Source organism: Peribacillus sp. FSL K6-1552, from assembly GCF_038005205.1.
Classification (GTDB): Bacteria; Bacillota; Bacilli; order Bacillales; family DSM-1321; genus Peribacillus; species Peribacillus butanolivorans.
Map to the genome: position 1 here is coordinate 2,428,295 of NZ_JBBOST010000001.1, position 23,097 is coordinate 2,451,391.

Consider the following 23,097-nt stretch of genomic DNA (forward strand, 5'->3'; position numbering starts at 1 on the left):
CCACCTTTACCTTGTCCATATTTATATGCATGATAAAGGTAAACCTACGTTGGTTATTATAATGGAACAGCAAAAGCTGCCGAGGAGGCAGTTTTTTTTCGTGCGCCCGGCATGGGTGCAATCTATAGGGTGAAAGTCCCGAACCATGAAGGCAGTAGTAGTGGTTAGCTTAATGCAAGGGTGTCCACGGTGACGTGGAATCTGAAGGAAGCAAGCGGCAAACCTCCGGTCTGAGGAACACGAACTTCATATAAGGCTAGGTATCATTGGATGAGTTTGCGAAACAAAACAAAGTCCTTACTGCCGAAGGTGGTACAGAGTAAATGAAGCAGATAGATGGAGGGAAAGATTGCACTCTTACCCGGGGAGGTCTGATGACAGCCAAGTACACTTGGTAACCTGTCCAGTGATGGACAGCTGAATCATCAGAAGTCAGCAGAGGTCATAGTACTTGTCTACTCGAGAAGATAAGGAAGGACCGAACAGATTAAGGAGGATGAATACTAGGCGTTCGTTATCTGCGAAGAAGCAAACAATTCCTAACGGAACTTATTTGAAGGAAGAAGTGGTGAATACACGGGGAACTTCAAAAGGGCGGAGCAGATAAAGGCACAAATAGACCATCTCGTCCACGCAGGGAAAGGATATCAACGATGTTAATGGAACAGATACTAGAGAGGGAAAACTTAATACAGGCATTGAAGCGTGTAGAAAGAAATAAGGGAAGCCATGGTGTAGATGGAATGCCGGTTCAAAACCTGAGACCGCACCTCGCAACCGAATGGTACAACATGAAAACTGCCCTTTTACAGGGTACCTATCAACCGCAGCCCGTCCGTCGTATCGAAATCCCGAAACCAAACGGCGGAGTTCGGCTATTGGGTATTCCAACCGTTCTAGACCGTTTCATTCAACAAGCCATTGCCCAAATATTGACTAAGATATATGACTCAACCTTTTCGGAGAATAGCTATGGATTTCGCCCTAACAAACAAGGGCACCAGGCGGTTCGAAAGGCAAAGTCCTATATAACCGAAGGTTATACATGGGTAGTGGATATGGACTTGGAGAAGTTCTTCGATAAAGTGAATCATGACAAGCTCATGGGAATGTTAGAGCGGAAAATTGAAGATAAACGAGTTCTCAAACTGATTCGTAAATTCCTTCAAGCAGGCATTATGATAGGCGGACTTTTTCATAAAAGTGAGGAGGGAACTCCGCAAGGAGGTCCGTTAAGTCCTTTATTATCTAATATCATGTTAGACGATTTAGATAAAGAACTAGAGAAACGCAATCTTCGATTCGTAAGGTATGCGGATGACAGTACTATCTTTGTGAAGACACGAAAAGCCGCCAAACGTGCAATGGGAAATATCTCAAGCTTCATTGAAAATAAACTGAAGCTAAAGGTCAACTACGAGAAGTCGAAGTATGATCGCCCTTGGAACAGAACGTTTCTCGGTTTTAGTTTCACGAAGTCAAAGAAGAACCCGAAGGTTCTACTGGCTAAACAAACGGTGAAGAGAGTAAAGAAACGAATCAGGGAAATGACCTCGAGAAAATTACCGATACCCATGAAACTCCGAATAAATAAGTTAAAGCAATACCTTAGAGGTTGGATGGGGTATTTCGCCCTCATTGATACTCCGAACGTATTGAAGAATTTAGATTCATGGATTCGAAGAAGACTCAGGATGTGCCTATGGAAGCAATGGAAATTGCCAAGAACGAGGGTGAAGAAACTCAAAGGATTAGGCGTCCCATTTGGAAAAGCATATGAATGGGGAAATAGCAGAAAGGGTTATTGGCGCATAGCGCATAGTCCTATTCTAGACAAAACCCTTAATAATGTTTATTGGCTCCATCATGGGTTAGTAAATCTATATGAACGATATACAAAACTACGTCAGACTTAAACTGAACCGCCGTATACCGAACGGTATGTACGGTGGTGTGAGAGGTCGGAGGCTAGGCGCCTCCTCCTACTCGATTTTCCGATAAGGTCGTTCATGTAATTACTATTTTTACTAAGGTTCTGACTGATTATATATTTTATTTCTTTTTTTCAACTATCTTACTAAGTAATTGTAAGCAGTGATATATCTACCTCATCTCACTTAGAGGTATTTTGATTAAGTAAACTAAAATATCAAATTGGACTAAGGTTTATAGCAAAAGCTTGTCTCCATTCATAGGATAAAGAAAGGCTGTAATCAATGTTATTGGATACAGCTTTCCCAAACGGGTTTTAAGTGTGGATGCCCTCATTTGTCATTACAAAAGGCGGTGTTTCTACCCGGTTTTAGGGTTTATATGAAGGGAGAGGCTAGAATTGCCAAATGTTCAATTAGTACCCTTCCAAGTAGAAGGAATAACAGATAACACTTTGGAAGTTCCAAGAGGTATTAAAATGATTCGTGCACGCTCTATTTGGAGAGAAGGGTTTAAGGGTGAGAACATAGTAGTAGCCGTAATAGATACAGGATGCCAACCAGATCACCCTGATTTAATTGGTCAAATTATTGGAGGATATAATTTCACTGAAGATTATTATAGTGATCCTGTCAACTTTGCCGATAATAACGGACATGGGACTCATGTCTGCGGAACCATTGCAGCAGCAGAAAATGGTTTTGGAGTTGTAGGTGCAGCACCTAAAGCGAAGTTGCTGGTACTTAAGGTTTTAACTGGATCAGGAGAAGGAACAACAGAAAACATTACTTCAGCTATTAATTACGCTGTCAATTGGACAGGTCCTAATGGCGAAAAAGTACGGGTTATCTCGATGTCATTAGGGGGACCGGATGATGACCCGGCCTTACATTCGTCGATTATAAACGCTGTTCAATCTAATATAATGGTCGTGTGTGCCGCAGGAAATGAAGGCGATGGAAAGGCCGAAACAAACGAGTACAGTTATCCAGCTGCATACCCGGATGTTGTGGCAGTAGGCTCAGTTAACCAGCGTGAACGGATTTCCAGATTTAGTAATTCTAATGGTGAAGTGGATTTAGTGGCCCCTGGGGAAAAAGTTGTATCAACATTTCCTGGTAACCAGTTTGCTGTCTTATCAGGTACATCCATGGCTGCCCCACATGTGTCAGGGGCTGTTGCGCTTTTAATAAATAAATTTGAAACAAAACTTGGCCGAAGATTAACAGAGTCAGAAGAATTTAATGAACTCTTAAATAATACAGTTTCGCTGGGTAAACCAAAGACTCAAGAAGGGCATGGAATGCTGAAACTAAATCATCAGAAATTAGAAAAAATAAAAAAAGTTTTAAAGGAGTTTAGGTAGCCTTACAGATAGAGAACAGGTATGTATATGATCCTAATTTCATTGCATATTAGTTTAGGGACTCGCATATAAAGATATACAAACCCTCTGGGAGTAACTAAGGGTTTTTTTTTGTGAGTTTTTTGCTTATTGAACTACCATGAAAATAAAACTCTAAGTCTTACAAGCTGCTTGAAACCATTATTAAACCTAAAAAGCTACTTCAAAGATTGAACTCTGAAGTAGCGTCTACTTTATAACTTTCTATACTTCTCTGGTACTCTGGAATCGAATATAGGAACTTCTTTTCTTATTTGCGGTACTTTCTCTAAATCTAAAGTGGCCTTTAATTCACCAACTTCTTGATCTAATTTCTGAACAACGTCTCCCCAAGGATCTACAATTTGTGAGGAACCTGCGAATTCCACTCCTAACTTTGTTCCCGCCACATTTGATGCAACAACATACATTTGGTTCTCAATTGCGCGCGCACGAAGTAATATATTCCAATGTGTTTCCCTTGCGAGTGGCCATTCTGCTACGATATGTAATACTTGAATACCTTGTAATGCTAAGTCACGAATAATTTCAGGGAATCGTAAATCGTAACAAATAATAATCCCCATCTTCACACCTTCAAGTTCGAATACTTTAACTTGATTATGACCGCCCGTTAAAAACTTGGGCTCATCTAACATCGGAACAAGGTGCATCTTGTCATATGTGTGAACAATCTCACCCATTCGATTTACAATTACCGCACGATTGAAGATATCTTTACCGTCTAATACGGCAATCGAGCCACCTACCAAGTTTACATTAAACCTCTTACCCAGTGATTGTAAAAATTCAATTGATTGATTACCATCCTCTTTGCAGATTTCTTTCAATTCTTCTAACGCATAACCCGTAGACCACATTTCAGGAAGTACTACAACATCCAAATCATCACTGTAGTTAGCTTCTAACCAGCGTTCAATGATTTTCCTATTCTCTTCTGGATTCCCAACTTCTAATTCCATCTGAAATATTAAATAATTCATATAATTCACTCCTCAATACTATTTAATAATGAAGTATCTGGTTTCACAAACAACCATAAGATAGCTGCAAAAACACAAGGGTTACAGTTACTCCTAATGTGATATGCCAACCAAAAATTTCTGCTAACCATCCACATAATAACGGTGAGACAAATGCTCCTAGATTTCCCCACAAGTTCATCCAACCTGATATGGAACACTCTAACTTTAGCGGTTTCGACAAGTCCTCTGTCTACAAGTATATATTCTTTTTCTTGTTCATTCACTAACTATTAGTACAAACGTGAAAATTCAGTCAATTTAAAGTGATAAGATTGTTATACATATCCTTCTTTACATTTATTAAGCAGTTAAAATATATCTTGATCAATTTATGATGCAGTTTCTCTCTTTTGTAGGCTAAGGGGTGGTTGGTAATATAATGTTTAAACGTTTTACTTAATGAGCTTTTTATACCGGTATCCATATCAAATATAGAGGAAATATACATTTTTGATCATCACTTTGAAGACCATACTTTTAAGATTTTATTAAGTCACTCATATTAAAAGATGAAGAAAAGAATGTAAAAATATATGATGCGGAAAAGGGAAATAAAGGGAAGTGGAGGGATATGGCGTTTACATGCACTGAATGAAGACCAATCGTTTAGAAGCCCGATTATCAGTAAATATAGGTTCAGAGCAGTTTTGCATGTTTTCTCATTCAATGATAGGATGTGTACGATATTAAATATAGAAAGGATTGATTCTTCATTAATTTTCTCGATTTAACGTACACGTTGGCAATGGAAAAAGCTATGTTTCGGGCTCATGGGATCGGTTATGCACAATATGCTCAAAAACTGGAGCAACGTATAAAGGTTGAACAAGAACGGGAACAAGATTATTTACAAAGCAGACGTATATTAGAGGTAATGAAAGCCAATCTTTTTATGAAATGAATAGGTTAATATACAAACTCAGTTTGCAAATAGAATATAAAAACTCATAAACAAAAGAGAGAGTAATCTTAAGATTGCTCTTTTTGTCTTGTAGTAAATAGCTTTTGGAAAACTTTTCCTAAATCATAGACCATTGTTGATAAGTACAACCTCGTTGTGACTAAAGCATTGGATTAGAACGAAAGAAATTTCCGGGATTAAAGAAAGCTCATTTTATCCTCTTTAAAGGCTATTTAAATCTAAAGGGAAAACACAGGGAAAGAGATATTAAATTACAAAGCGAAGACTTGAGTAACCTGTTGTATCCTTATAGGTTTTCACCACAAAGAAAGGGTAAGGATATCGTATCCTTACCTTTTAATGGCTAAGTTCCTAATATTGTCTATATACATATGGATCCTTAGGTTCAACGGTTTTATTATATGATGATACTTTGAGTATCGGAATGGTTTTCTTAAATGGCTGATAATAAATGGTTTCTAATTCTCCTGTCACGGAATACCACTCATCATTTTTAGGATTCATCCCTTCCGGAAATTCGATTAACATACCGAATGCCCCAGAATCTGCGACACAGTGAATGATACCGAAACGAAACAGAAATACTTGGTTTTTAGCTACATCCTCTGAATTGTAGGAAAATCCGGTTAACGTAATTTGTTTACCGGTGAACTTTCCAGGAGAGTAATAGATGGCTTCTAAATCGGTAAGGTAGTTTTCGTCGGTTAAATGAAGACTATTTTGTTCGACTAAGCTTTTGAGCGACTGGTCCATTAAAGTTAAATAGTCATCCTTACCATAATAAAGACTCGTATCAGGCTGCAGAAATTGATGCTGACTATATTCATCTGTGTCATCGTATACTGGGAAATGAAATCCTTTTTTTTCTACGATATTTGAATCCATTGTGGCAACAGGCAGAAAAAGGCCGGTTATAATGGGAATCAAAAATAGCAAGTAAGTAAGGATTTTTTTCCATATCTTGTTTTCATGAGAGTGATCATGTCCTTGATGACACTCTTCACACTCTTCTTGATCTCCTTCTTTTAAATAAAGGTAAGAGCCCATTAACGTAAAAATAGCAAGTATATAGATAGCAATCTGTGAAACATAAGAGTACTCCATATTAATATATTTCGATATATTCCCTGAGGCGTGTAAATGCATAAATAAAAAAGTAAGTCCAAGTAATATAAATAAACGAACCATATATAACACCCTCTTTAAGAAATAAACAATAAAGTTAAGCCAAGTACGGAAATAAAAATATATGCCATTAAGCATAAAACAAATTTTGTTTTAAACGTACCTAAAAGCATTATCGTATTTTTGATATCGAACATGGCCCCAAATACAAGAAAAGCAACTAGAGAAGAGGTCGAAAAGGTACTTCTAAAAGAACTTGCAACAAAGGCGTCTGCTTGAGAACACAAGGACATGACATAAGACAAAGCCATCATTACTACATTCCCAGATAGATTTCCTTGACCAATTTCAAGCAATAGGGATGTTTTCAAAAAGGTTTGAATGGCAGCTGCCAGAAGTGCGCCAATAATTAAATATTTTCCTACAGAAAAGAACTCTTCAATCGAGTGTCTAAACATTCCTTTTACTTTGTCTGTAAATGTATGAGAATGGTGATGTGTATGTCCTATATGATCATGTTTCAGTTGATTAGTTTTAAATTGAAAGGATAGGATGAATGCAATAATAATGACGACCAAAAATGCAATTCCGCCACGATAGAAAACCATACTCCAACTATTCCCAAATGCAATATAAGTGGAAAACAGAACAATTGGATTAAGAATAGGTGCAGAAAGCATAAAGGCAATGGCCGCTGAAAGAGGAACACCTTTAGCAATTAAGCGGCGGGTAATCGGGACAATTCCACACTCGCATGCAAGAAATAAGACTCCTGCACCTATTGCGTATAAGACAGACAAGACTGGGTTTTTCGGTATAATCTTTGCAATCATCTCTTCAGACACAAACATTTGGATTATTCCAGATATAAGGACTCCCAATAGGATGAAGGGAAGGGATTCAATTAGGATGCTAATAAAAATGGTATTCATTTGCAAAAGTGCCTGATAGTTCATCATAAACCACCTTCCATAAAGCTGACTTATCCATATTAGTTTTGTTATAAAGGGAAGTCAATTTTTTATTTCTGGAATAATAGTCTAGAACTCGATTGAGTAAGAGAATATAAGTAAAGTAGGAATATTACGGAATGTATCCAGGTTTAAACGGAAGGTTAACAGGTATACGAGAGAAGCAACTTTTTACCGCTGGAAGGGTCAAAGTGGTATTTCCTACACAAAAGCATAATTTTGCAAAGTTCTGTAAACATTAGGATCAGTCACGCAGAGCCATTTCAACGATCTATGAATCGGGAGGATTATAACATTGTTTAACGTTGAGACTGTATAGAAAAGCTATAATTAATACGGTAGCTTTTTATGAAGTCTAGACTTACTTTAATGAACTCTATTTATTCAATTCCACTACAGGACGACTTATTGGAAAGGCTAAAACCCTTGATGTATCAAGGGTTTTAGCCTTTTTTTTGTAATATTTACTTTCAGCTGATTGTTGCTGTCTTTGCTCATTGGAAGTAATTGACAACTAATATTATTGATTAGAATAAGTAATAGACATTAATGTAAAGGAGAAGTTGTAATGGCTAACATACTGTAAAGGAGATGAATTGATGGTGGAACAATAAATTTCCTTCGCTAATTATCTGAAAAAATATATTAATATAATAATTCGGATTATTAGAAAGTGTATTGTATTTACAAATAAATTAATTTACAATGTTACTCATTCCTATAAAACGCGTTAAATTAATATCCTTGTATAATATCAGTGTAAATGGTCTGATAGTTTCTACCTGGCTGCCATAAAAATGCCGGACTACAGGGAAGTATGAAATAATAGAGTCCTAACAGGTATTTAGTCACTCGTTCCCTAAGTAAGTTTGATATTGCTGCTTATAAAAGGTTCTTATTTGACTCAAGATACTTTGTTTTTAAAAGCTCTTATTTTTCATTCTTTCTGTCCTGTGGCTGAAAGTGTGAAAAATAAGGGCTTTTTATATTAAATAATGCTTTTTATATTAAAAAAATTGGAAAAGATAAATCAAAGGGGATGATAGCATGTATTTTTTGTTGAATATACTAGGTGTTTTAGTTGTGATGGGCATCGTTTACCTTTGTTCACCTAATAAAAGAAATGTTAATTGGAAAGCCATTCTTAGCTTGTTAGTGTTAGAGTTACTTATTACTTGGTTTATGTTATCGACTAAAATAGGGGCATGGGTCATTAATCAAATTGCATCTTTCTTTACTTGGTTGATTTCATGTGCAAATGAAGGGATTTCCTTTGTCTTTCCGTCTGTTATGGCAAATGAGCAAGTTGATTTCTTTTTCAGTGCCTTAATGCCAATTATTTTTATTATTACGTTTTTTGATATTTTATCGTATTTCGGTATACTCACATGGATTATCGATAAAGTAGGATGGCTCATTTCAAAAGTGTCTAGATTGCCAAAACTTGAAAGTTTCTTTTCCATCCAGATGATGTTTCTTGGAAATACAGAGGCACTTGCCGTTCTCCGGATTCAACTCGCTGCGATTAAAGATCAGCGTTTATTGACATTTGGAATCATGAGTATGAGTAGTATCAGTGGCTCCATTATTGGAGCATATTTATCCATGGTACCTGCAACATATGTATTTGTCGCCATTCCTTTAAACTGTTTAAATGCCTTGCTGATTGCAAACATGCTCAACCCAGTCAGTGTCAGTAAAGAAGAAGATGTCGTTTATGTTCCTACTAAAGAGGAACGTAAAGATTTCTTTTCCACCATTTCTAACAGCATGCTAGTGGGAGCCAAGATGGTTTTCGTCATCATGGCAATGGTTATCGGTTATGTGGCGTTAACAGCAAGCTTGAATGGGATATTTGGTTTCTTTGTGGATGGCCTGACCATTCAAAAAATCTTCTCTGTGATTTTTAGTCCATTTGCATTCCTGCTTGGATTAACTGGACATGATGCCATGTATGTCGCTCAATTGATGGGAATCAAGCTTGCCACGAATGAGTTCGTTGCCTTGCTCGATTTAAAGGATAAAATCAGTACACTACCCCCGCATACAGTAGCTGTTGCTGTCACTTATCTGACGTCATTTGCCAACTTCAGTACAGTAGGCATGATTTATGGAACATTCAATTCCATCCTTAATGATGAGAAATCGAACATTATCGGTCGGAATGTTTGGAAGCTGTTGCTTAGCGGGATGGCTGTTTCCTTGTTAAGTGCTATGATTGTAGGATTATTTGTTTGGTAATCATTAAAAAACATATGACTTTTTCGTGTAATCAACTAAAAGGTACGTAGTAAGACCACTCTTTATTTGAAAACAAATATATCTATTAATTTCGGTGTGTTAACTACAATTTTAGAACAGACAACGAACTTGCAAGTGAAAAATAGAAACCCGTTGAACTTAATCAGGATTATTCCAGCCTAGTGTGGTAGGACCTAAAAACACTCATTTCTCCGGAGATGAGTGTTTTTATTTGCATCGCTAGAAGACTCAGTTAGTTCAACCTTTTGTTTAGCTTCACATGGGGTATTTTGTGTGTGGTTTTGTTAAACAGATTTCTAAGGAATAGATATCCTTCAAAAGCAAAGAATAAAGAAATATTGACACATAAGCTTCTCTCTTTACATAGGATAGGGGGGTATGGTATTATGATTTTAAGGAGGGGTGAGAGATGGATAAAAAAATAAATGAGCAAGATTCGTTCATTGAAGATGAAAATGACGAATGCTGTATTACCTCTTCCCACGGCCGAAAAAGTCATCACTCTGAAGTAGTGAAAAAGAATTTAACGACCCGCTTAAATCGTATCGAAGGTCAAATTCGAGGTATTAAGGGTCTTATCGAAAAAGATACTTATTGTGATGATGTTATTACCCAGATAGCTGCGACACAAAGTGCCATGAATAGTGTGGCAAAAATTTTATTAGAAGGTCATTTAAGAAATTGTGTGGTAGACCGACTGAATGATGGGGATACCGAGGTCATTGACGAAGTGCTAGTAACGATACAAAAATTAATGAAAAAATAAAGGAGAAGTGATTAGGGTGGAAAACGTAACATTGAAGGTAACTGGAATGTCATGTGGTCATTGTGTGAATGCAGTTGAAGGGAATGTAGGAAAGCTTTCGGGTGTAGAAAGTGTAAAAGTACATTTAGACGCAGGAAAAGTAGATGTTGCGTTTGATAATGAAAAAGTATCACTTGAAAAAATAAAAGAAACCATTGATGATCAAGGCTACGATGTTGAATAAGGAATAAGGGTGCTTTTAAAGCACTTCTTTTTTACAATATATTATACCCCATGGTGGTATAAAGGGGCGGGGATAAAGTGAGCAACCATATAAAAGAAACAAGTATGCAAATTTCAGGAATGACCTGCGCGGCCTGTGCAACACGAATTGAAAAAGGGTTAAATAGAATGGAAGGTGTTGAAGAGGCCACTGTTAATTTGGCCCTTGAAAAATCAGTCATTACTTATGATGCAGAAAAATTAAGTACCAAGGACTTTGAAAAGAAAATTCAAGATCTTGGCTATGATGTGGTAAAAGAGAAAAAAGAGTTTACCATTACGGGAATGACCTGCGCGGCCTGTGCAACACGAATTGAAAAAGGGCTAAATAAGATGGATGGAGTATCCAAGGCCAATGTAAACCTGGCACTTGAAAACGCGACCGTTGAATATGATCCTTCTGAAGCTTCCCCAATTGATATTATTCAACGAGTGGAAAAGTTGGGTTACGGGGCGATCATCAAGGATGATAACAAGGAATCGGTGGATTTTCGCCAGAAAGAAATTCAAAAACAAAAGAGAAAATTTATTTTCGCCGTAATTTTGTCATTTCCGTTGTTATGGGCGATGGTAAGTCATTTTAGTTTTACTTCGTTTATTTATATGCCGGAATTCCTCATGAATCCATGGGTGCAAATGGCGTTCGCAACGCCTGTGCAATTCCTCATTGGTAAGCAATTCTATGTAGGGGCATATAAGGCTTTGAAAAACAAAAGTGCGAATATGGATGTTTTAGTTGCAATGGGAACGTCCGCTGCCTATTTTTATAGTGTCTATCAATCGATCATCGCCATTGGAGTCCACCACCATACTGCACAACTATATTTTGAAACTAGTGCCATCCTTATCACCCTCATTCTTTTAGGGAAGCTCTTTGAAGCAAAAGCAAAAGGACGTTCATCAGAAGCCATTAAAAAATTGATGGGACTTCAGGCCAAAACAGCGTTGGTGCTGAGGAATGGTGAAGAGCGCGAAATACCTCTAGAAGAAGTCATTGTTGGAGATACAGTTTTGGTGAAGCCAGGTGAAAAAATCCCGGTGGATGGAGAGGTCGTCGAAGGGAACTCTGCCGTCGATGAATCCATGTTAACAGGAGAAAGCATTCCAGTAGATAAAAGCATGGGAGATACTGTGATTGGTTCAACCCTGAATAAAAATGGTTTTCTCAAAATGAAGGCCACAAAAATCGGCAGAGATACCGCTCTTTCGCAAATCATCAAGGTGGTAGAAGACGCTCAAGGGTCTAAAGCTCCAATTCAAAGGCTCGCTGACCAAATTTCTGGTGTTTTCGTACCCATTGTTGTCGGAATCGCCCTTTTAACTTTTCTCGTATGGATGATCTGGGTTAATCCTGGTGAATTTACACCAGCTTTTGAAGCGATGATTGCGGTACTTGTAATAGCTTGCCCGTGTGCTTTAGGTTTGGCTACCCCAACATCAATCATGGCCGGGTCAGGGCGTGCCGCAGAGTTCGGTATTTTATTTAAAGGCGGAGAACACCTGGAAACTACTCACCATATTGATACGGTTATTTTAGACAAAACGGGAACTGTTACTAATGGTACACCAGTGTTAACCGATGTCCTCATCGAAAATGGAATGGGTGAACAACACTTTTTATCTCTTATCGGGGCCGCTGAAAAACAATCTGAACACCCACTTGCACAATCAATTGTTCAAGGAATTCAAGAAAGAAAAATATCACTTGCATTGGTTCAGGAGTTCGAAGCTATTCCAGGTTACGGGGTAAAAGCTGTTGTGGATCAAAAAGTGTTACTGGTGGGTACACGGAAATTAATGAAGCAAAATAACGTGGATATTACAAAAGCACTACCGGCCATGGAAGACCTTGAAGGGCAAGGTAAAACCGCGATGTTGGCTAGCATTGATGGTGAATATACAGGTCTTATTGCTGTGGCGGATACCATAAAAGACACTTCTCAAACAGCCATAAAAAGGTTAAAAGAGATGGATATTCAGGTCATCATGATAACGGGTGATAATCAAAGGACTGCTCATGCCATCGGAAACCAAGTTGGCATTGACCAGGTCATTGCGGAAGTACTTCCTGAAGGGAAAGCGGAAGAAGTGAAAAAACTTCAAGCAGCTGGAAAGAAAGTGGCTATGGTTGGAGATGGAATCAATGATGCACCAGCACTTGCCCTAGCTGATATTGGTATGGCTATCGGGACGGGGACAGACGTGGCCATGGAAGCTGCGGATATTACTTTAATTCGTGGGGATTTAAACAGCATTGCCGATGCTATCCTCATGAGTAGAAAAACCATGCGGAATATTAAACAAAACCTGTTCTGGGCCTTTGCCTATAACGTAATAGGAATACCGATTGCGGCTATTGGGCTACTTGCCCCTTGGTTAGCAGGTGCTGCCATGGCATTTAGTTCTGTATCCGTTGTTATAAATGCACTTCGACTGCAAAGGGTAAAGCTTTAAAGATAAAATTAATATTTCGGAGAAGCATTGGTACTTGTATCAATGCTTTTTTTTACGTTTTGGCTCTGGTAAAGGATATTGTTGATTTCTCATTCAAATGAGATTGATGTTGGGTGATAATAAATTTGTTTAAATTATATTAAAGTCGTTTAACTTTATTTTCAGAAAAATCAAAAAATAAATAATGGAATAAATGTAAAATATATGGTAACATATTTTTAAATGGTATGGCGTACCAATTAACGGTACATACTTTGCATGTTGGCTAGGATAATTAGTATTTATGAATGGGAGGAATACTTTTGAATCTACCATTAGAAGATATTAAAATTCTAGATTTATCTAGGATATATGCAGGTCCTGCAGGTTCGATGATATTAGGGGATTTAGGTGCAAATGTGATTAGAATTGAATCTCCAAAAGGAACGGATAGTATGCGTGATTGGTCACCTTTTGTTGAAGGTGAAAGCACTTATTATTTATCAGCGAATAGAAATAAAAGTTCCGTTACTATTAATCTGAAAAGTGAAACGGGGAGGTTATTGTTTTTAGATCTAGTAAAAAGTGCTGATGTAGTTCTTGAAAACTATAAAACAGGTACATTAGATCGATTAGGGATTGGCTATGAGACTTTAACACAGCAAAATCCTAAAATCATTTTGTGCTCTGTTACAGGTTACGGACAAACGGGGCCATTCAGCAATGAACCTGGTTTTGACCCGGTAATACAAGCGATAAGTGGATTAATGGATGTTACAGGTTCAGCTGAAGGAGATCCTACTAGAGTTGGGGTTCCTGTCGTAGACATTTACAGTTCTCTCTATGCTGCAATAAGTATTTTAACAGCATTAAGGGTTAGGGATAAGGGGGGAGAAGGCCAACACATCGATATATCCTTGTTAGATGTGCAGATCAGTTCATTAGCGAATATTGCTAGTAGTTATTTAATGTCTGGTTATATTTCTAAAAGGTTAGGTAATCAGCATAATAATGTCGTTCCATATCAGGTGTTTCAATGCAGTGATAGGCCAATGATGATTGCAGTAGGGAATGACAAGCAATTTAATAAATTTTGTGAAGTGCTTAACCGCCCTGAATGGCTATCTGATGATAAATTTAGATTCAATAGTTCAAGAGTTGAAAATCGTGATGAACTTACAGAACAAATTCAACCAATATTCTTAACGAAAAGTGCAGATGAATGGTTCCAAATCCTTTCTACAAATGGGATTCCTTCCGGTCCAGTTAACAACATAGAACAGGCTTTTAAGCATCCACAAGTTAAAGCGAGAAAGATGGTGGAAGAAGTTCCTCACCCTACATTAGGCAAGGTTAAACTAGTAAGGAATCCAATACGTTTTTCAAATACCCCAATGACTATCAGGAAGCACCCTCCACTACTAGGTGAACATACAGTGTCATTTCTTCAAGAAGAATTAAAATTGGATATGAATGAAATAGAACGATTAAAATCTGAAGGAGTAATCTAAAACACAAAAAAGTAAACGCTTTCAAAAAATCGAAGTTTGTAAAAAAAGTGCGAGGAAGATGTCGATATGCAAACAATCAATCGAGCTATTGAAGTATTAAAATCATTTTCACCAGAAGAGAAAGAGCTTACATTAGCTGATTTTCATCGAAAATTAGGGTTATCTAAATCAAGCCTGCAAAGAATATTAAATACATTGGTATCACAAGGATTAATTGATAAGAATGAGGAAAGGAAATCTTATCGACTAGGTATTGAACTGTATTTTTTAGGCCATCTGGTGGAAAAAAACTCTAATCTCATGTCTGTAGCAAAATCAGAAATGAAAAGCTTGTCTGAATTTTTCGGTGAAACAGTCTGTTTAAGTATCATCCATCAAAACATGAGGAAGTGTATTGGATATGTAGCAAGTAACCATGAATTAAGGTCTCTCACATATATTGGTCAATATTCACCATTGTATGCAGGTGCATCTGCTAAGTCGTTATTATCTTTACTTTCGGATTATGAAGTTAATAAGCTATTAGACAGCATGACTTTAGAGCCCATAACCAAGGAAACGATTACGGATAAAGAAAAATTAAAACAAGAAATTCAGGTCATAAGAGAACAAGGCTATGCGATGAGTAAAAGTGAACGTGTAGTTGGATCATTTTCGATTAGTGCCCCAATTAAAGAGCGGTATAACAAGGATTTTTTATCTATTTCCTTGGTTATCCCAACAGCAAGAGTAGATGAATCAAAAATAGAATTGTATATAAAACTTGTAAAAGAAACTGCATTTAATATTTCAAAAAAATTATCTTAAATAATTATAGGGGTGACGATATGACTGATTTGATTTTTAAAGTACAAGAAGGTGTGGCTACAATTACATTAAATCGACCGGATGCAAAGAATTCATTCAGTATACAGATGATTAATTCATGGATTAAGGCTTTAGAAGAAGTAAGGGACAACGATGATATTCGGGTTTTAGTTTTGACTGGAAATGGCAGTGCTTTCTGTGGAGGCGGCGATCTTAAAGCAATGAAAGAAGGGCTAGGATTTTTGAATCTTGATGGGGATAATGAACAGGATTTTTCTACTACAGGATTAAATCGGAAGAATAGTTTATGGAAGTATGTTCAACGAATTCCACTTCTAATGGAAGAAATAGATAAGCCGACAATTGCTGCGATTAATGGTGATGCCATAGGTGCAGGACTAGATATGGCTTTACATTGTGACCTGCGAATAGCTTCATCAAGGGCGAGACTTGGCGAAGGATACGTAAGACTAGGGCTTGTACCAGGTGATGGTGGTGGTTATTATTTACCTCGACTGATAGGGTTGGACAAAGCACTTGAACTATTATGGACAGGAAGAATTATTGATGTAGAAGAAGCTTTCGATTTAGGAGTCATTACACGACATGTCCCTCATGATTCGTTGATGGAGGAAGTTTATCAGTTGGCGAGTAGTCTTGCCAGAGGTCCGCAACAAGCGATTCGGTTGATAAAACGAACGGTGTATCATGGTCAAAAGACAGACTTAAGAACATCGCTCGATATGGTTTCCTCCTTTATGGGGATAGTTACCGAACATCCAGATTATCAAGAGGGCATGAATGCAATGATGGAGAAACGTAAGCCAAACTTTAAATGATTCAGATAATATTAACGTTGTGAGCAAATTAAATGAGGTATAAAGGCGAAAAAAATTGTGAAATTAAATCATTCTTTATTTCTTGGAACAATTAGTAGAGGAAATTTAGTTTAGGCGTTTAGAAAGAACAATAGGTTGATAATCTATGCTAAATAACACTTTCAGGGGTGAAATTGTATGGTAAAGCGTTTAGAGTTACAATCAGTAGAATTATCAGGAAAGACAGAAGAGCTAAGAAATGAAGTTCGTAGTTTTCTTAAGGAGGAATTGGAAAAGGGTTCTTTTGTGCCCCATTGTGATTCATGGCTAAGTAAATATGATCCTGAATTCAGCCGTAAGCTTGGTCAGCGTGGATGGCTTGGGATGACTTGGCCTAAAAAATATGGCGGACATGAACGAACAGCATTAGAACGTTATGTTGTCACTGAAGAATTGTTGGCTATCGGTGCCCCTGTTGCAGCACATTGGTTCGCAGATAGACAGTCAGGTCCTCTTTTATTACGTTATGGAAATGAAAGTCAAAAAGCAGAGATACTTCCACGCATTGCTAGAGGTGAGGTATACTTCTCAATCGGACTGAGTGAAGCAAATTCAGGTTCAGATTTAGCATCAATATCAACAAGTGCGAAGAAAGTTGATAAAGGCTGGCTACTTAATGGAAGTAAGGTATGGACAAGTGGAGCTCATTTCTCGCACTACATGATGACACTATGTCGAACCTCACCTAGAACAGAAAATAGACATGAAGGTTTTAGTCAATTAATTGTAGATTTATCATCGCCAGGTGTAACGATACGTCCTATTCGGTTAATGACAGGGGAACATCATTTTAATGAGGTCATCCTAGAAGACGTGTTCATTCCGGATAGAATGGCTGTCGGAAAAATTGGAGATGGCTGGAAACAAATTTTGGCTGAATTGGCTTTTGAACGAAGTGGCCCAGAGCGCTTTTTAAGTACATTTCCATTATTTGTTGAGTTAATTCGTGTCTTACAACAGGATACATTAGATAAGCACCGTAACATCTCCATTGGAAGATTGGTGGCCCATCTAACTACATTACGTGAGTTATCTTTAGGTGTGGCACGTTTACTTCAAAAAGGTATTTCTCCCGACATTACTGCTGCTTTAGTAAAAGATTTAGGTACCCAGTTTGAGTGTAAAGTCGCAGAAGTCGCGCGTTTACTTGTCTCATTACCATCACAGAACTCGAATCCACGTTTTAATTCTTTGTTAGCTACAGCAATTTTACACTCCCCTGGTTTTACACTTCGTGGTGGTACAACAGAAATATTAAGGGGAATTATTGCAAAGGGGGCAGGAATAAAGTGATTGACTTAAGCCAGATTATAGAGGATACATCTCGGAAATTGTTAAAAGACTTATGTACAAAAGATCTTATTGATGATTCTGAAGAAGGTGAATTTCCAGTTAAATTATGGAAAATGTTAAATGAAACAGGCATGACGACTATAGGGATATCTGAAGAATCCGGTGGTTCTGGCGGTAGTCTAACTGATGCATTTAACTTCTTAAGAATTGCAGGAAATTTCTCTGCTCCGGTGCCTATCGCAGAAACTTTTATAGCGAATTGGATTTTATCCAAAGCCGGTTTACCTATATCAAATAAGCCTATGACACTAGTATTAAGTTCAAAAGAGCAAAAAATTAGTTTTACAGAAAAATCAAATGGTTATATTATATCTGGTTCAGCAAAAAACGTTCCATGGGCTCGTACGGCTCAAACAATTGTAGTTTTAGGAGATTCAGATGAAGGAAAAATGGTATTTATTGTAGATCAAGATGCATGTCAAATTGAGCCAGGAAAAAACCTCGCAGGTGAATCAAGAGATCACCTGGATTTCAAAAATGTATTTGTGGAAAATAAATCAGTTTCGGGGTGTGTGGAAATTGATGAAGATAAGATATTGTATTTAGGTGCATTAGTTCGTTCCGTTCAAATGACTGGGGCGCTAGAAAGAGTTTTAGAACTTAGCGTTGCGTATTCAACTGAACGAGAACAATTTGGAAGACAAATAGCGAAATTTCAAGCCGTGCAGCAACAGATAGCAATTTTAGCAGGTGAAGTTTCCGCAGCAAAAGCGGTTACTGATTTAGCAATCAAGGCGTTTATAGCAGAAGATGGAGAAAAACAAATCATGATAGCTAAAATTAGAGTAGGGGATGCTGCCAGTCTTGGGGTACCCATTGCACATCAAATTCATGGTGCAATGGGTTTTACGGATGAACATTCTTTGCAACATAGCACTAGAAGACTTTGGTCATGGCGTGATGAGTTTGGAAATGAGGATTTTTGGTCTCAAAAACTGGGTGAGGAAGTTTTAAGTTCAGGGGCGGATAATTTATGGGCGTTAATTACTTCGATGAACAGTAAGATTGTTTAACAGTGTAGTAGAAATGATATAAATGAAAGCGATTTCAAAAAATTACTTTCGACTAAACATCCAAAACAAGGAGGAATGAAAGATGAAAAAGATTCTTAGCTTGCTTGTAGTATTGATGCTGGCTGCTATGTCTGGCTGTGCCCCCACACCACAAAAATCAACCGGTGCCTCAGGGGAAGGAACTACAAAAAAAATCACTATTGCCGGCAATGGTGGAAAAATCGAGAAAATAATTCGTGAAGAAATTGCACCGAAATTCAAAGAAGAAACTGGCATTGAAATCAATTATATTGCTGGTTTATCAGGTGAGATTCTTTCAAAAGTAGAATTACAGAAAAAAGCTCCTCAAATTGATATTGCTTTCTTTGTTCCATTAGATGTACCTCGTGCAAATGAAAAAGGGCTTGTTGAAGTCATTGATGAAACAAAGGTGCCTAACTTAAAAAATGTTGATTCTCGTTTTATAGCTATAGATAATGTTGCCGCACCTGCATTTGGTCTTGTTAATGCTCCTGCATACAACACAGAATCTTTTAAAAAGAATAAAATCAAGCCAATAGAATCTTGGAATGACCTAGCGAGTCCTGCATATAAGGGGAAAACAGCATTTGCTGATATTTCTAACGACTGGGGCTTTAACACCCTATATTCTTTTGCGTTGGCCAACGGAGGTAGTATAGATAACTTAGAACCTGGGTTAAAAAAGGCAAAGGAACTAGCCGGATATTCCTCTACTTTTTATAAAAATTCTACTCAGATGATGCCCGCTATTCAACAAGGGGCAGCCGATGTTACTGTAATGGGAAGCTATGTAATTGCTGACCTAGCAGTAAATTCTGGTTTACCTTTGAAAATGGTCGTGCCAAAAGAAGGAGTATATATGCACGCCTTTAGTGCAACGTTGGTGAAAAATTCTCCAAATCAACAAGAAGCAATTGATTTTATTAACTACTTAATTAGTGAGGAATCACAAAAAACATCTGCAGAAGCAGGATTCTATCCTGTTCTTAAAGGTATGAAGCTACCTGAGAAATACGAAAGCGTCATTGGACTAAAAGAATCAGATAAGACATATAAGCCTGATGTTAAGAAGTTAGCTGAAATCCGAAGTGAATGGACAGACAGGTGGTCAAAAGAAGTAACGCCTGAACTTGGAAAACTATTAAAATAAATGTTTTAAGAGGCTCTCTATATTTTCGATAGGTTTCTAGTATGGCAATAGGCAACCTTGTAACGTTTGAGGCAACTCTAGCTAAGGTTCTTCAATTAGAGATTTTATTTATAATCACTTTTCTTAAATATGGATAATGGTGTGCATTTCCTAATATTCAATTGTATTCGCGTACTCTATCCAATAAAGGACCTCAATATGCAAGCTAAGCTCTCTTCACAAGAAAAGAGGGGAGTTTTTGCTTTCTTCCAGCTGCACTACCACTACCTTAATGAATGATATTTGCATATGTTTTTTATGTACGGATGATATATGATAAAACGTATAAATCCGTTCTCTACAGTAGGAGTTAATATGTTTTAAAAAACAGAAAGGAAATCAATTCTTTTCATGAACTTTTTAAGTAGGGATCCAACTGTTTTCCCGCTATTGAACCATGAAGCCCTATGGTAGAAAGGAGAAAATATGATCATCAGGCTTCAAGCCTACTTACTTAGTGGAGAAGCACCCTTACATCTTATTGAAGGCCTATTGGAGTTAGCGACTCCTGTTCATGCACAAGTATATTCAAGAGTTTATCAAGTTCTTGGCTCAAATGTAATGTTTTTGGTGAGGAGAATCCATGTTTCAAGGCTGTATTTATTAATTCTTTCCTCATTGTCTCTATTTTATTATGTAGCAGTTCCATACTTTCCAACGAAAATCCCCTCAAAACCTTTCCTTTATTGTAGTATATTTATTATTACATAAATTAGGATGATTTTAAATATTATAGTAAGTATTTACTTATTTAAAGTAAACAAATTCTGACGGGAGCAATACAAATCTTCCTCACTATCATTCGATATATGTCGTTACAGATAACTATTCATATATAAAATTATTACTTCCATACATAACGAGCCGTTAAAAAACATCAGGACTTTAATTTGATATAGCATAAATTTGCAATAACGAATATAATTTGTATTAGGTAAACTTTTTTTGGTTTTATTTTCATATAGTGAATATCTCCATTTTGAGAGAGTTGTAATCGTAAAACTGTATAATTTAGGAGAATTTAAAATTTGTTGAATTTTAAAGAGAACCTGTTTATTCTCCTTTTTACTAACTGTATTTCGTTTATTGCTAGATGGATAGGATTAGTAGCTGGGTTTATCAAAAATTACTTAGAGATGAAACTAATAAAGTGTTAAGAAGTAACAAATGGTTTCGACAAAATAATTTTAGGATAGACAAGCTCTATTATTTACTATGAATATGAGGGAAAATTTCATATAGTATTGGAATGGGTATATTCGTTTAAATGCGAATATTTAAAAGGGAAGCCGGTGCAAAATCCGGCACGGTCCCGCCGCTGTAATGGTGAGTCCTATGCAAGGAAGTCACTGGATAATATCCGGGAAGACGCATGGAGATGATGAACCTAAGTCAGAAAACCTGCCCGTTCTAAAAATGCTGTTAAACCTACGGGAGATAGGGAGGTGTTAGAGTGCTAGAAGACGAATTTGTTCTTAAACTATAAGCATTTCTGACCGTTAAATCTGGTTGGAAATGCTTTTTTATATTTCGTAATTTTTCAAATAGATAAAATTCCATAATTGAAGGTGAGAAAACATGTTTTTAAAACGGTCTAATTTATTCCATTCTTTTGTTGGACTACTAGTAATTTTCACAATTTTTGTTACTGGTTGCAGCAACACAACAATAGATCAAGAAAATACATCAGATAAAGATAAACAAAAAGTTGTTACTTTTTCATGGCCAGGGGATATAGGTGACTTAAATCCACACACATATTTTCCGAATGAGTTTTTTTCCCAGGCTATGGTATATGAATCCCTTGTTTATTACGGTGAAGGCGGAGAAATTCAGCCTTGGCTTGCAGAGAGCTGGGATATATCGAAAGATGGAAAAGAATATGTATTCCATCTGAGGAAAGATGTTAAATTTTCCGATGGTTCCCTCTTTAATGCTGCAATCGTTAAGAAAAACTTTGATACCATTTTAGTTAATCGCAAACAACATGAATGGGTGGAATTAATTAACCAAATCAAAGGTACTGAAATAATAGATGAATATACATTTAAACTTATTTTGAACAACGCGTATTATCCAACTCTTCAAGAACTAACTTACATCAGACCGTTGCGATTTGTAGGCGAAGCTGCTTTTCCTGACAGTCAAAACACATTTAAGGACGGACTCAAGTCTCCGATTGGCACAGGACCGTGGGTATTGAGTGAATATAAGAAAAATGAGTTTGCAGTTTTTAAAAGGAATGAACAGTATTGGGGTACTAAACCTAAAGTAGATAAGGTGGTTGTTAAAGTCATTACTGACGGTGAGTCAAGAGTATTAGCTTTTGAGAAAAAAGAACTCGACTTTATTTTTGGAAACGGGGTCATAAGCCAAGATTCATTCCAATTTTTGAAGAATTCAGGGCAATATGAAACCAAATTGTCAGAACCTACAGCTACAAGAACGCTGCTTCTTAACTCAAATAGAGAAGCGACTAAAGATCTTAAAGTTCGGTTAGCGCTCCAACATGCTTTTAATAAACAGGCTGTTATTGATAAGATCTTTTATGGTATGGAAAAAAAGGCTGATACTTTGTTTCCACCTATTTTGCCATACACGAAAATTAATATAGAGCCTTATGAATATGATGCAGAAAAAGCAAAACAGTTATTGGATGAAGCTGGATGGAAACAAGTGAAGGGGAAACCATTTAGAGAAAAAGACGGAAAAGAATTGCAATTGGAATTACTGTTTAATAGTACAGACAACATCCAAAAGTCAATCGCAGAATTTACCCAAGGTGATTTTAGAAAGCTAGGAATAGATGTTAAGTTGACTAGTCAAGAAACTAATACTTTTTGGACAAATGCATTTCAAGGTGAATTTGATTTATTATTTACATCTACTTGGGCTGTACCATTTGATCCACATTCCTATTTAGCAGCTATGACGACAAATACGGAAAATGGTGGTCCAGATTATAACGCTCAATTAGGGTTGCCAATAAAAAAAGAAATAGACCAGAAAATTAAGAAAGTATTATTAACTACAGACGAAGAAGAGAGAAAAATACTATATTCAGAAATATTAACGACATTGCACGAACAAGCAATTTATTTACCGATATCTTATCAGTCTAATATAGCAGTATATCAAAAAAACATTAGTGGAGTAGATTTTTTACCTCAAGAAGCTGAGGTCCCTTTAACTTCAATTGACGTTAATTGAAGTGGGGATACTT

General features: G+C 36.9%; 17 protein-coding genes and 2 riboswitches. Of the genes, 13 read left to right on the top strand and 4 right to left on the bottom strand.

The window, feature by feature from the left end; all coding sequences use genetic code 11:
* The first annotated feature begins 653 nt into the window (after nt 1-653).
* The gene (gene ltrA / locus NST21_RS11855; RefSeq protein ID WP_053344638.1) at nt 654-1,916 is read left to right on the top strand and encodes a group II intron reverse transcriptase/maturase; all 1,263 of its coding nucleotides are present in this window, start codon (nt 654-656) and stop codon (nt 1,914-1,916) included.
* A 416-nt stretch (nt 1,917-2,332) separates the two neighbouring features.
* Nucleotides 2,333-3,298: a S8 family peptidase gene (locus NST21_RS11860; RefSeq protein ID WP_056522946.1), complete on the top strand. Its 966-nt coding sequence runs from the start codon at nt 2,333-2,335 to the stop codon at nt 3,296-3,298.
* Between the two features lie 233 nt (nt 3,299-3,531).
* Here the strand turns inward: NST21_RS11860 and NST21_RS11865 are convergent, their stop codons facing one another.
* The 3 genes from NST21_RS11865 to NST21_RS11880 form a co-directional block, all read right to left on the bottom strand.
* Entirely contained in the window at nt 3,532-4,320 is a 789-nt protein-coding gene (locus NST21_RS11865; RefSeq protein ID WP_340889276.1) for a carbon-nitrogen family hydrolase, read from the bottom strand.
* Nucleotides 4,321-5,635: 1,315 nt separating this feature from the next.
* On the bottom strand, nt 5,636-6,472 hold the full coding sequence (locus NST21_RS11875; protein WP_340889279.1) for a TIGR03943 family putative permease subunit: 837 nt from the start codon (nt 6,470-6,472) through the stop codon (nt 5,636-5,638).
* 14 nt (nt 6,473-6,486) lie between these two features.
* Nucleotides 6,487-7,368: a permease gene (locus NST21_RS11880; protein WP_377374123.1), complete on the bottom strand. Its 882-nt coding sequence runs from the start codon at nt 7,366-7,368 to the stop codon at nt 6,487-6,489.
* A 736-nt stretch (nt 7,369-8,104) separates the two neighbouring features.
* A riboswitch (purine riboswitch) is annotated at nt 8,105-8,208 on the top strand.
* A 219-nt stretch (nt 8,209-8,427) separates the two neighbouring features.
* Between NST21_RS11880 and NST21_RS11885 the strand changes: the two genes are divergently transcribed.
* The 10 genes from NST21_RS11885 to NST21_RS11930 all read left to right on the top strand — a co-directional run bounded on the left by NST21_RS11885 (nt 8,428) and on the right by NST21_RS11930 (nt 19,835).
* Nucleotides 8,428-9,621, top strand: a complete 1,194-nt coding sequence (locus NST21_RS11885) for a nucleoside transporter C-terminal domain-containing protein (protein ID WP_053345682.1) — start codon at nt 8,428-8,430, stop codon at nt 9,619-9,621.
* A gap of 430 nt (nt 9,622-10,051) precedes the next feature.
* Complete coding sequence (locus tag NST21_RS11890) at nt 10,052-10,408, top strand: metal-sensitive transcriptional regulator (protein WP_201180927.1); 357 nt, start codon at nt 10,052-10,054, stop codon at nt 10,406-10,408.
* Nucleotides 10,409-10,424: 16 nt separating this feature from the next.
* Nucleotides 10,425-10,631, top strand: a complete 207-nt coding sequence (copZ, locus tag NST21_RS11895) for a copper chaperone CopZ (RefSeq protein ID WP_053345683.1) — start codon at nt 10,425-10,427, stop codon at nt 10,629-10,631.
* Nucleotides 10,632-10,735: 104 nt separating this feature from the next.
* Nucleotides 10,736-13,123: a heavy metal translocating P-type ATPase gene (locus tag NST21_RS11900; protein WP_445670592.1), complete on the top strand. Its 2,388-nt coding sequence runs from the start codon at nt 10,736-10,738 to the stop codon at nt 13,121-13,123.
* A 302-nt stretch (nt 13,124-13,425) separates the two neighbouring features.
* Entirely contained in the window at nt 13,426-14,613 is a 1,188-nt protein-coding gene (locus tag NST21_RS11905; RefSeq protein ID WP_201249619.1) for a CaiB/BaiF CoA transferase family protein, read from the top strand.
* Between the two features lie 66 nt (nt 14,614-14,679).
* The gene (locus NST21_RS11910) at nt 14,680-15,420 is read left to right on the top strand and encodes an IclR family transcriptional regulator (protein ID WP_057214882.1); all 741 of its coding nucleotides are present in this window, start codon (nt 14,680-14,682) and stop codon (nt 15,418-15,420) included.
* A 20-nt stretch (nt 15,421-15,440) separates the two neighbouring features.
* Entirely contained in the window at nt 15,441-16,259 is an 819-nt protein-coding gene (locus NST21_RS11915; RefSeq protein WP_340889282.1) for an enoyl-CoA hydratase/isomerase family protein, read from the top strand.
* Nucleotides 16,260-16,436: 177 nt separating this feature from the next.
* Nucleotides 16,437-17,591: an acyl-CoA dehydrogenase family protein gene (locus tag NST21_RS11920; RefSeq protein ID WP_340889283.1), complete on the top strand. Its 1,155-nt coding sequence runs from the start codon at nt 16,437-16,439 to the stop codon at nt 17,589-17,591.
* Complete coding sequence (locus NST21_RS11925; protein ID WP_201249616.1) at nt 17,588-18,664, top strand: acyl-CoA dehydrogenase family protein; 1,077 nt, start codon at nt 17,588-17,590, stop codon at nt 18,662-18,664. Before NST21_RS11920 ends, NST21_RS11925 begins: the two co-directional genes overlap by 4 nt.
* A gap of 82 nt (nt 18,665-18,746) precedes the next feature.
* Nucleotides 18,747-19,835, top strand: coding sequence for an ABC transporter substrate-binding protein (locus NST21_RS11930; protein WP_057214893.1), 1,089 nt, complete (start codon nt 18,747-18,749; stop codon nt 19,833-19,835).
* A gap of 517 nt (nt 19,836-20,352) precedes the next feature.
* On the opposite strand, the gene NST21_RS11935 is transcribed toward NST21_RS11930, so the two are convergent.
* Nucleotides 20,353-20,523: an aspartyl-phosphate phosphatase Spo0E family protein gene (locus tag NST21_RS11935; protein ID WP_152952351.1), complete on the bottom strand. Its 171-nt coding sequence runs from the start codon at nt 20,521-20,523 to the stop codon at nt 20,353-20,355.
* Nucleotides 20,524-21,108: 585 nt separating this feature from the next.
* Nucleotides 21,109-21,297: riboswitch (cobalamin riboswitch) on the top strand.
* Between the two features lie 155 nt (nt 21,298-21,452).
* On the opposite strand from NST21_RS11935, the gene nikA reads away from it, so the two are divergent.
* The gene (nikA, locus tag NST21_RS11940) at nt 21,453-23,084 is read left to right on the top strand and encodes a nickel ABC transporter substrate-binding protein (protein ID WP_340889286.1); all 1,632 of its coding nucleotides are present in this window, start codon (nt 21,453-21,455) and stop codon (nt 23,082-23,084) included.
* The last annotated feature ends 13 nt before the right edge of the window (nt 23,085-23,097 follow it).

What these genes read in the sequence shown, in the direction of transcription:
- NST21_RS11900 (WP_445670592.1), top strand. Translation starts at nt 10,736, where the DNA reads ATGCAAATTTCAGGAATGACCTGCGCGGCCTGTGCAACACGAATTGAA.
- NST21_RS11930 (WP_057214893.1), top strand. Translation starts at nt 18,747, where the DNA reads ATGAAAAAGATTCTTAGCTTGCTTGTAGTATTGATGCTGGCTGCTATG.
- NST21_RS11920 (WP_340889283.1), top strand. Translation starts at nt 16,437, where the DNA reads ATGGTAAAGCGTTTAGAGTTACAATCAGTAGAATTATCAGGAAAGACA.
- NST21_RS11875 (WP_340889279.1), bottom strand. Translation starts at nt 6,472, where the DNA reads ATGGTTCGTTTATTTATATTACTTGGACTTACTTTTTTATTTATGCAT.
- NST21_RS11915 (WP_340889282.1), top strand. Translation starts at nt 15,441, where the DNA reads ATGACTGATTTGATTTTTAAAGTACAAGAAGGTGTGGCTACAATTACA.
- NST21_RS11890 (WP_201180927.1), top strand. Translation starts at nt 10,052, where the DNA reads ATGGATAAAAAAATAAATGAGCAAGATTCGTTCATTGAAGATGAAAAT.
- ltrA (WP_053344638.1), top strand. Translation starts at nt 654, where the DNA reads ATGTTAATGGAACAGATACTAGAGAGGGAAAACTTAATACAGGCATTG.
- NST21_RS11865 (WP_340889276.1), bottom strand. Translation starts at nt 4,320, where the DNA reads ATGAATTATTTAATATTTCAGATGGAATTAGAAGTTGGGAATCCAGAA.
- NST21_RS11880 (WP_377374123.1), bottom strand. Translation starts at nt 7,368, where the DNA reads ATGATGAACTATCAGGCACTTTTGCAAATGAATACCATTTTTATTAGC.
- NST21_RS11885 (WP_053345682.1), top strand. Translation starts at nt 8,428, where the DNA reads ATGTATTTTTTGTTGAATATACTAGGTGTTTTAGTTGTGATGGGCATC.
- NST21_RS11910 (WP_057214882.1), top strand. Translation starts at nt 14,680, where the DNA reads ATGCAAACAATCAATCGAGCTATTGAAGTATTAAAATCATTTTCACCA.
- nikA (WP_340889286.1), top strand. Translation starts at nt 21,453, where the DNA reads ATGTTTTTAAAACGGTCTAATTTATTCCATTCTTTTGTTGGACTACTA.
- NST21_RS11935 (WP_152952351.1), bottom strand. Translation starts at nt 20,523, where the DNA reads ATGGAACTGCTACATAATAAAATAGAGACAATGAGGAAAGAATTAATA.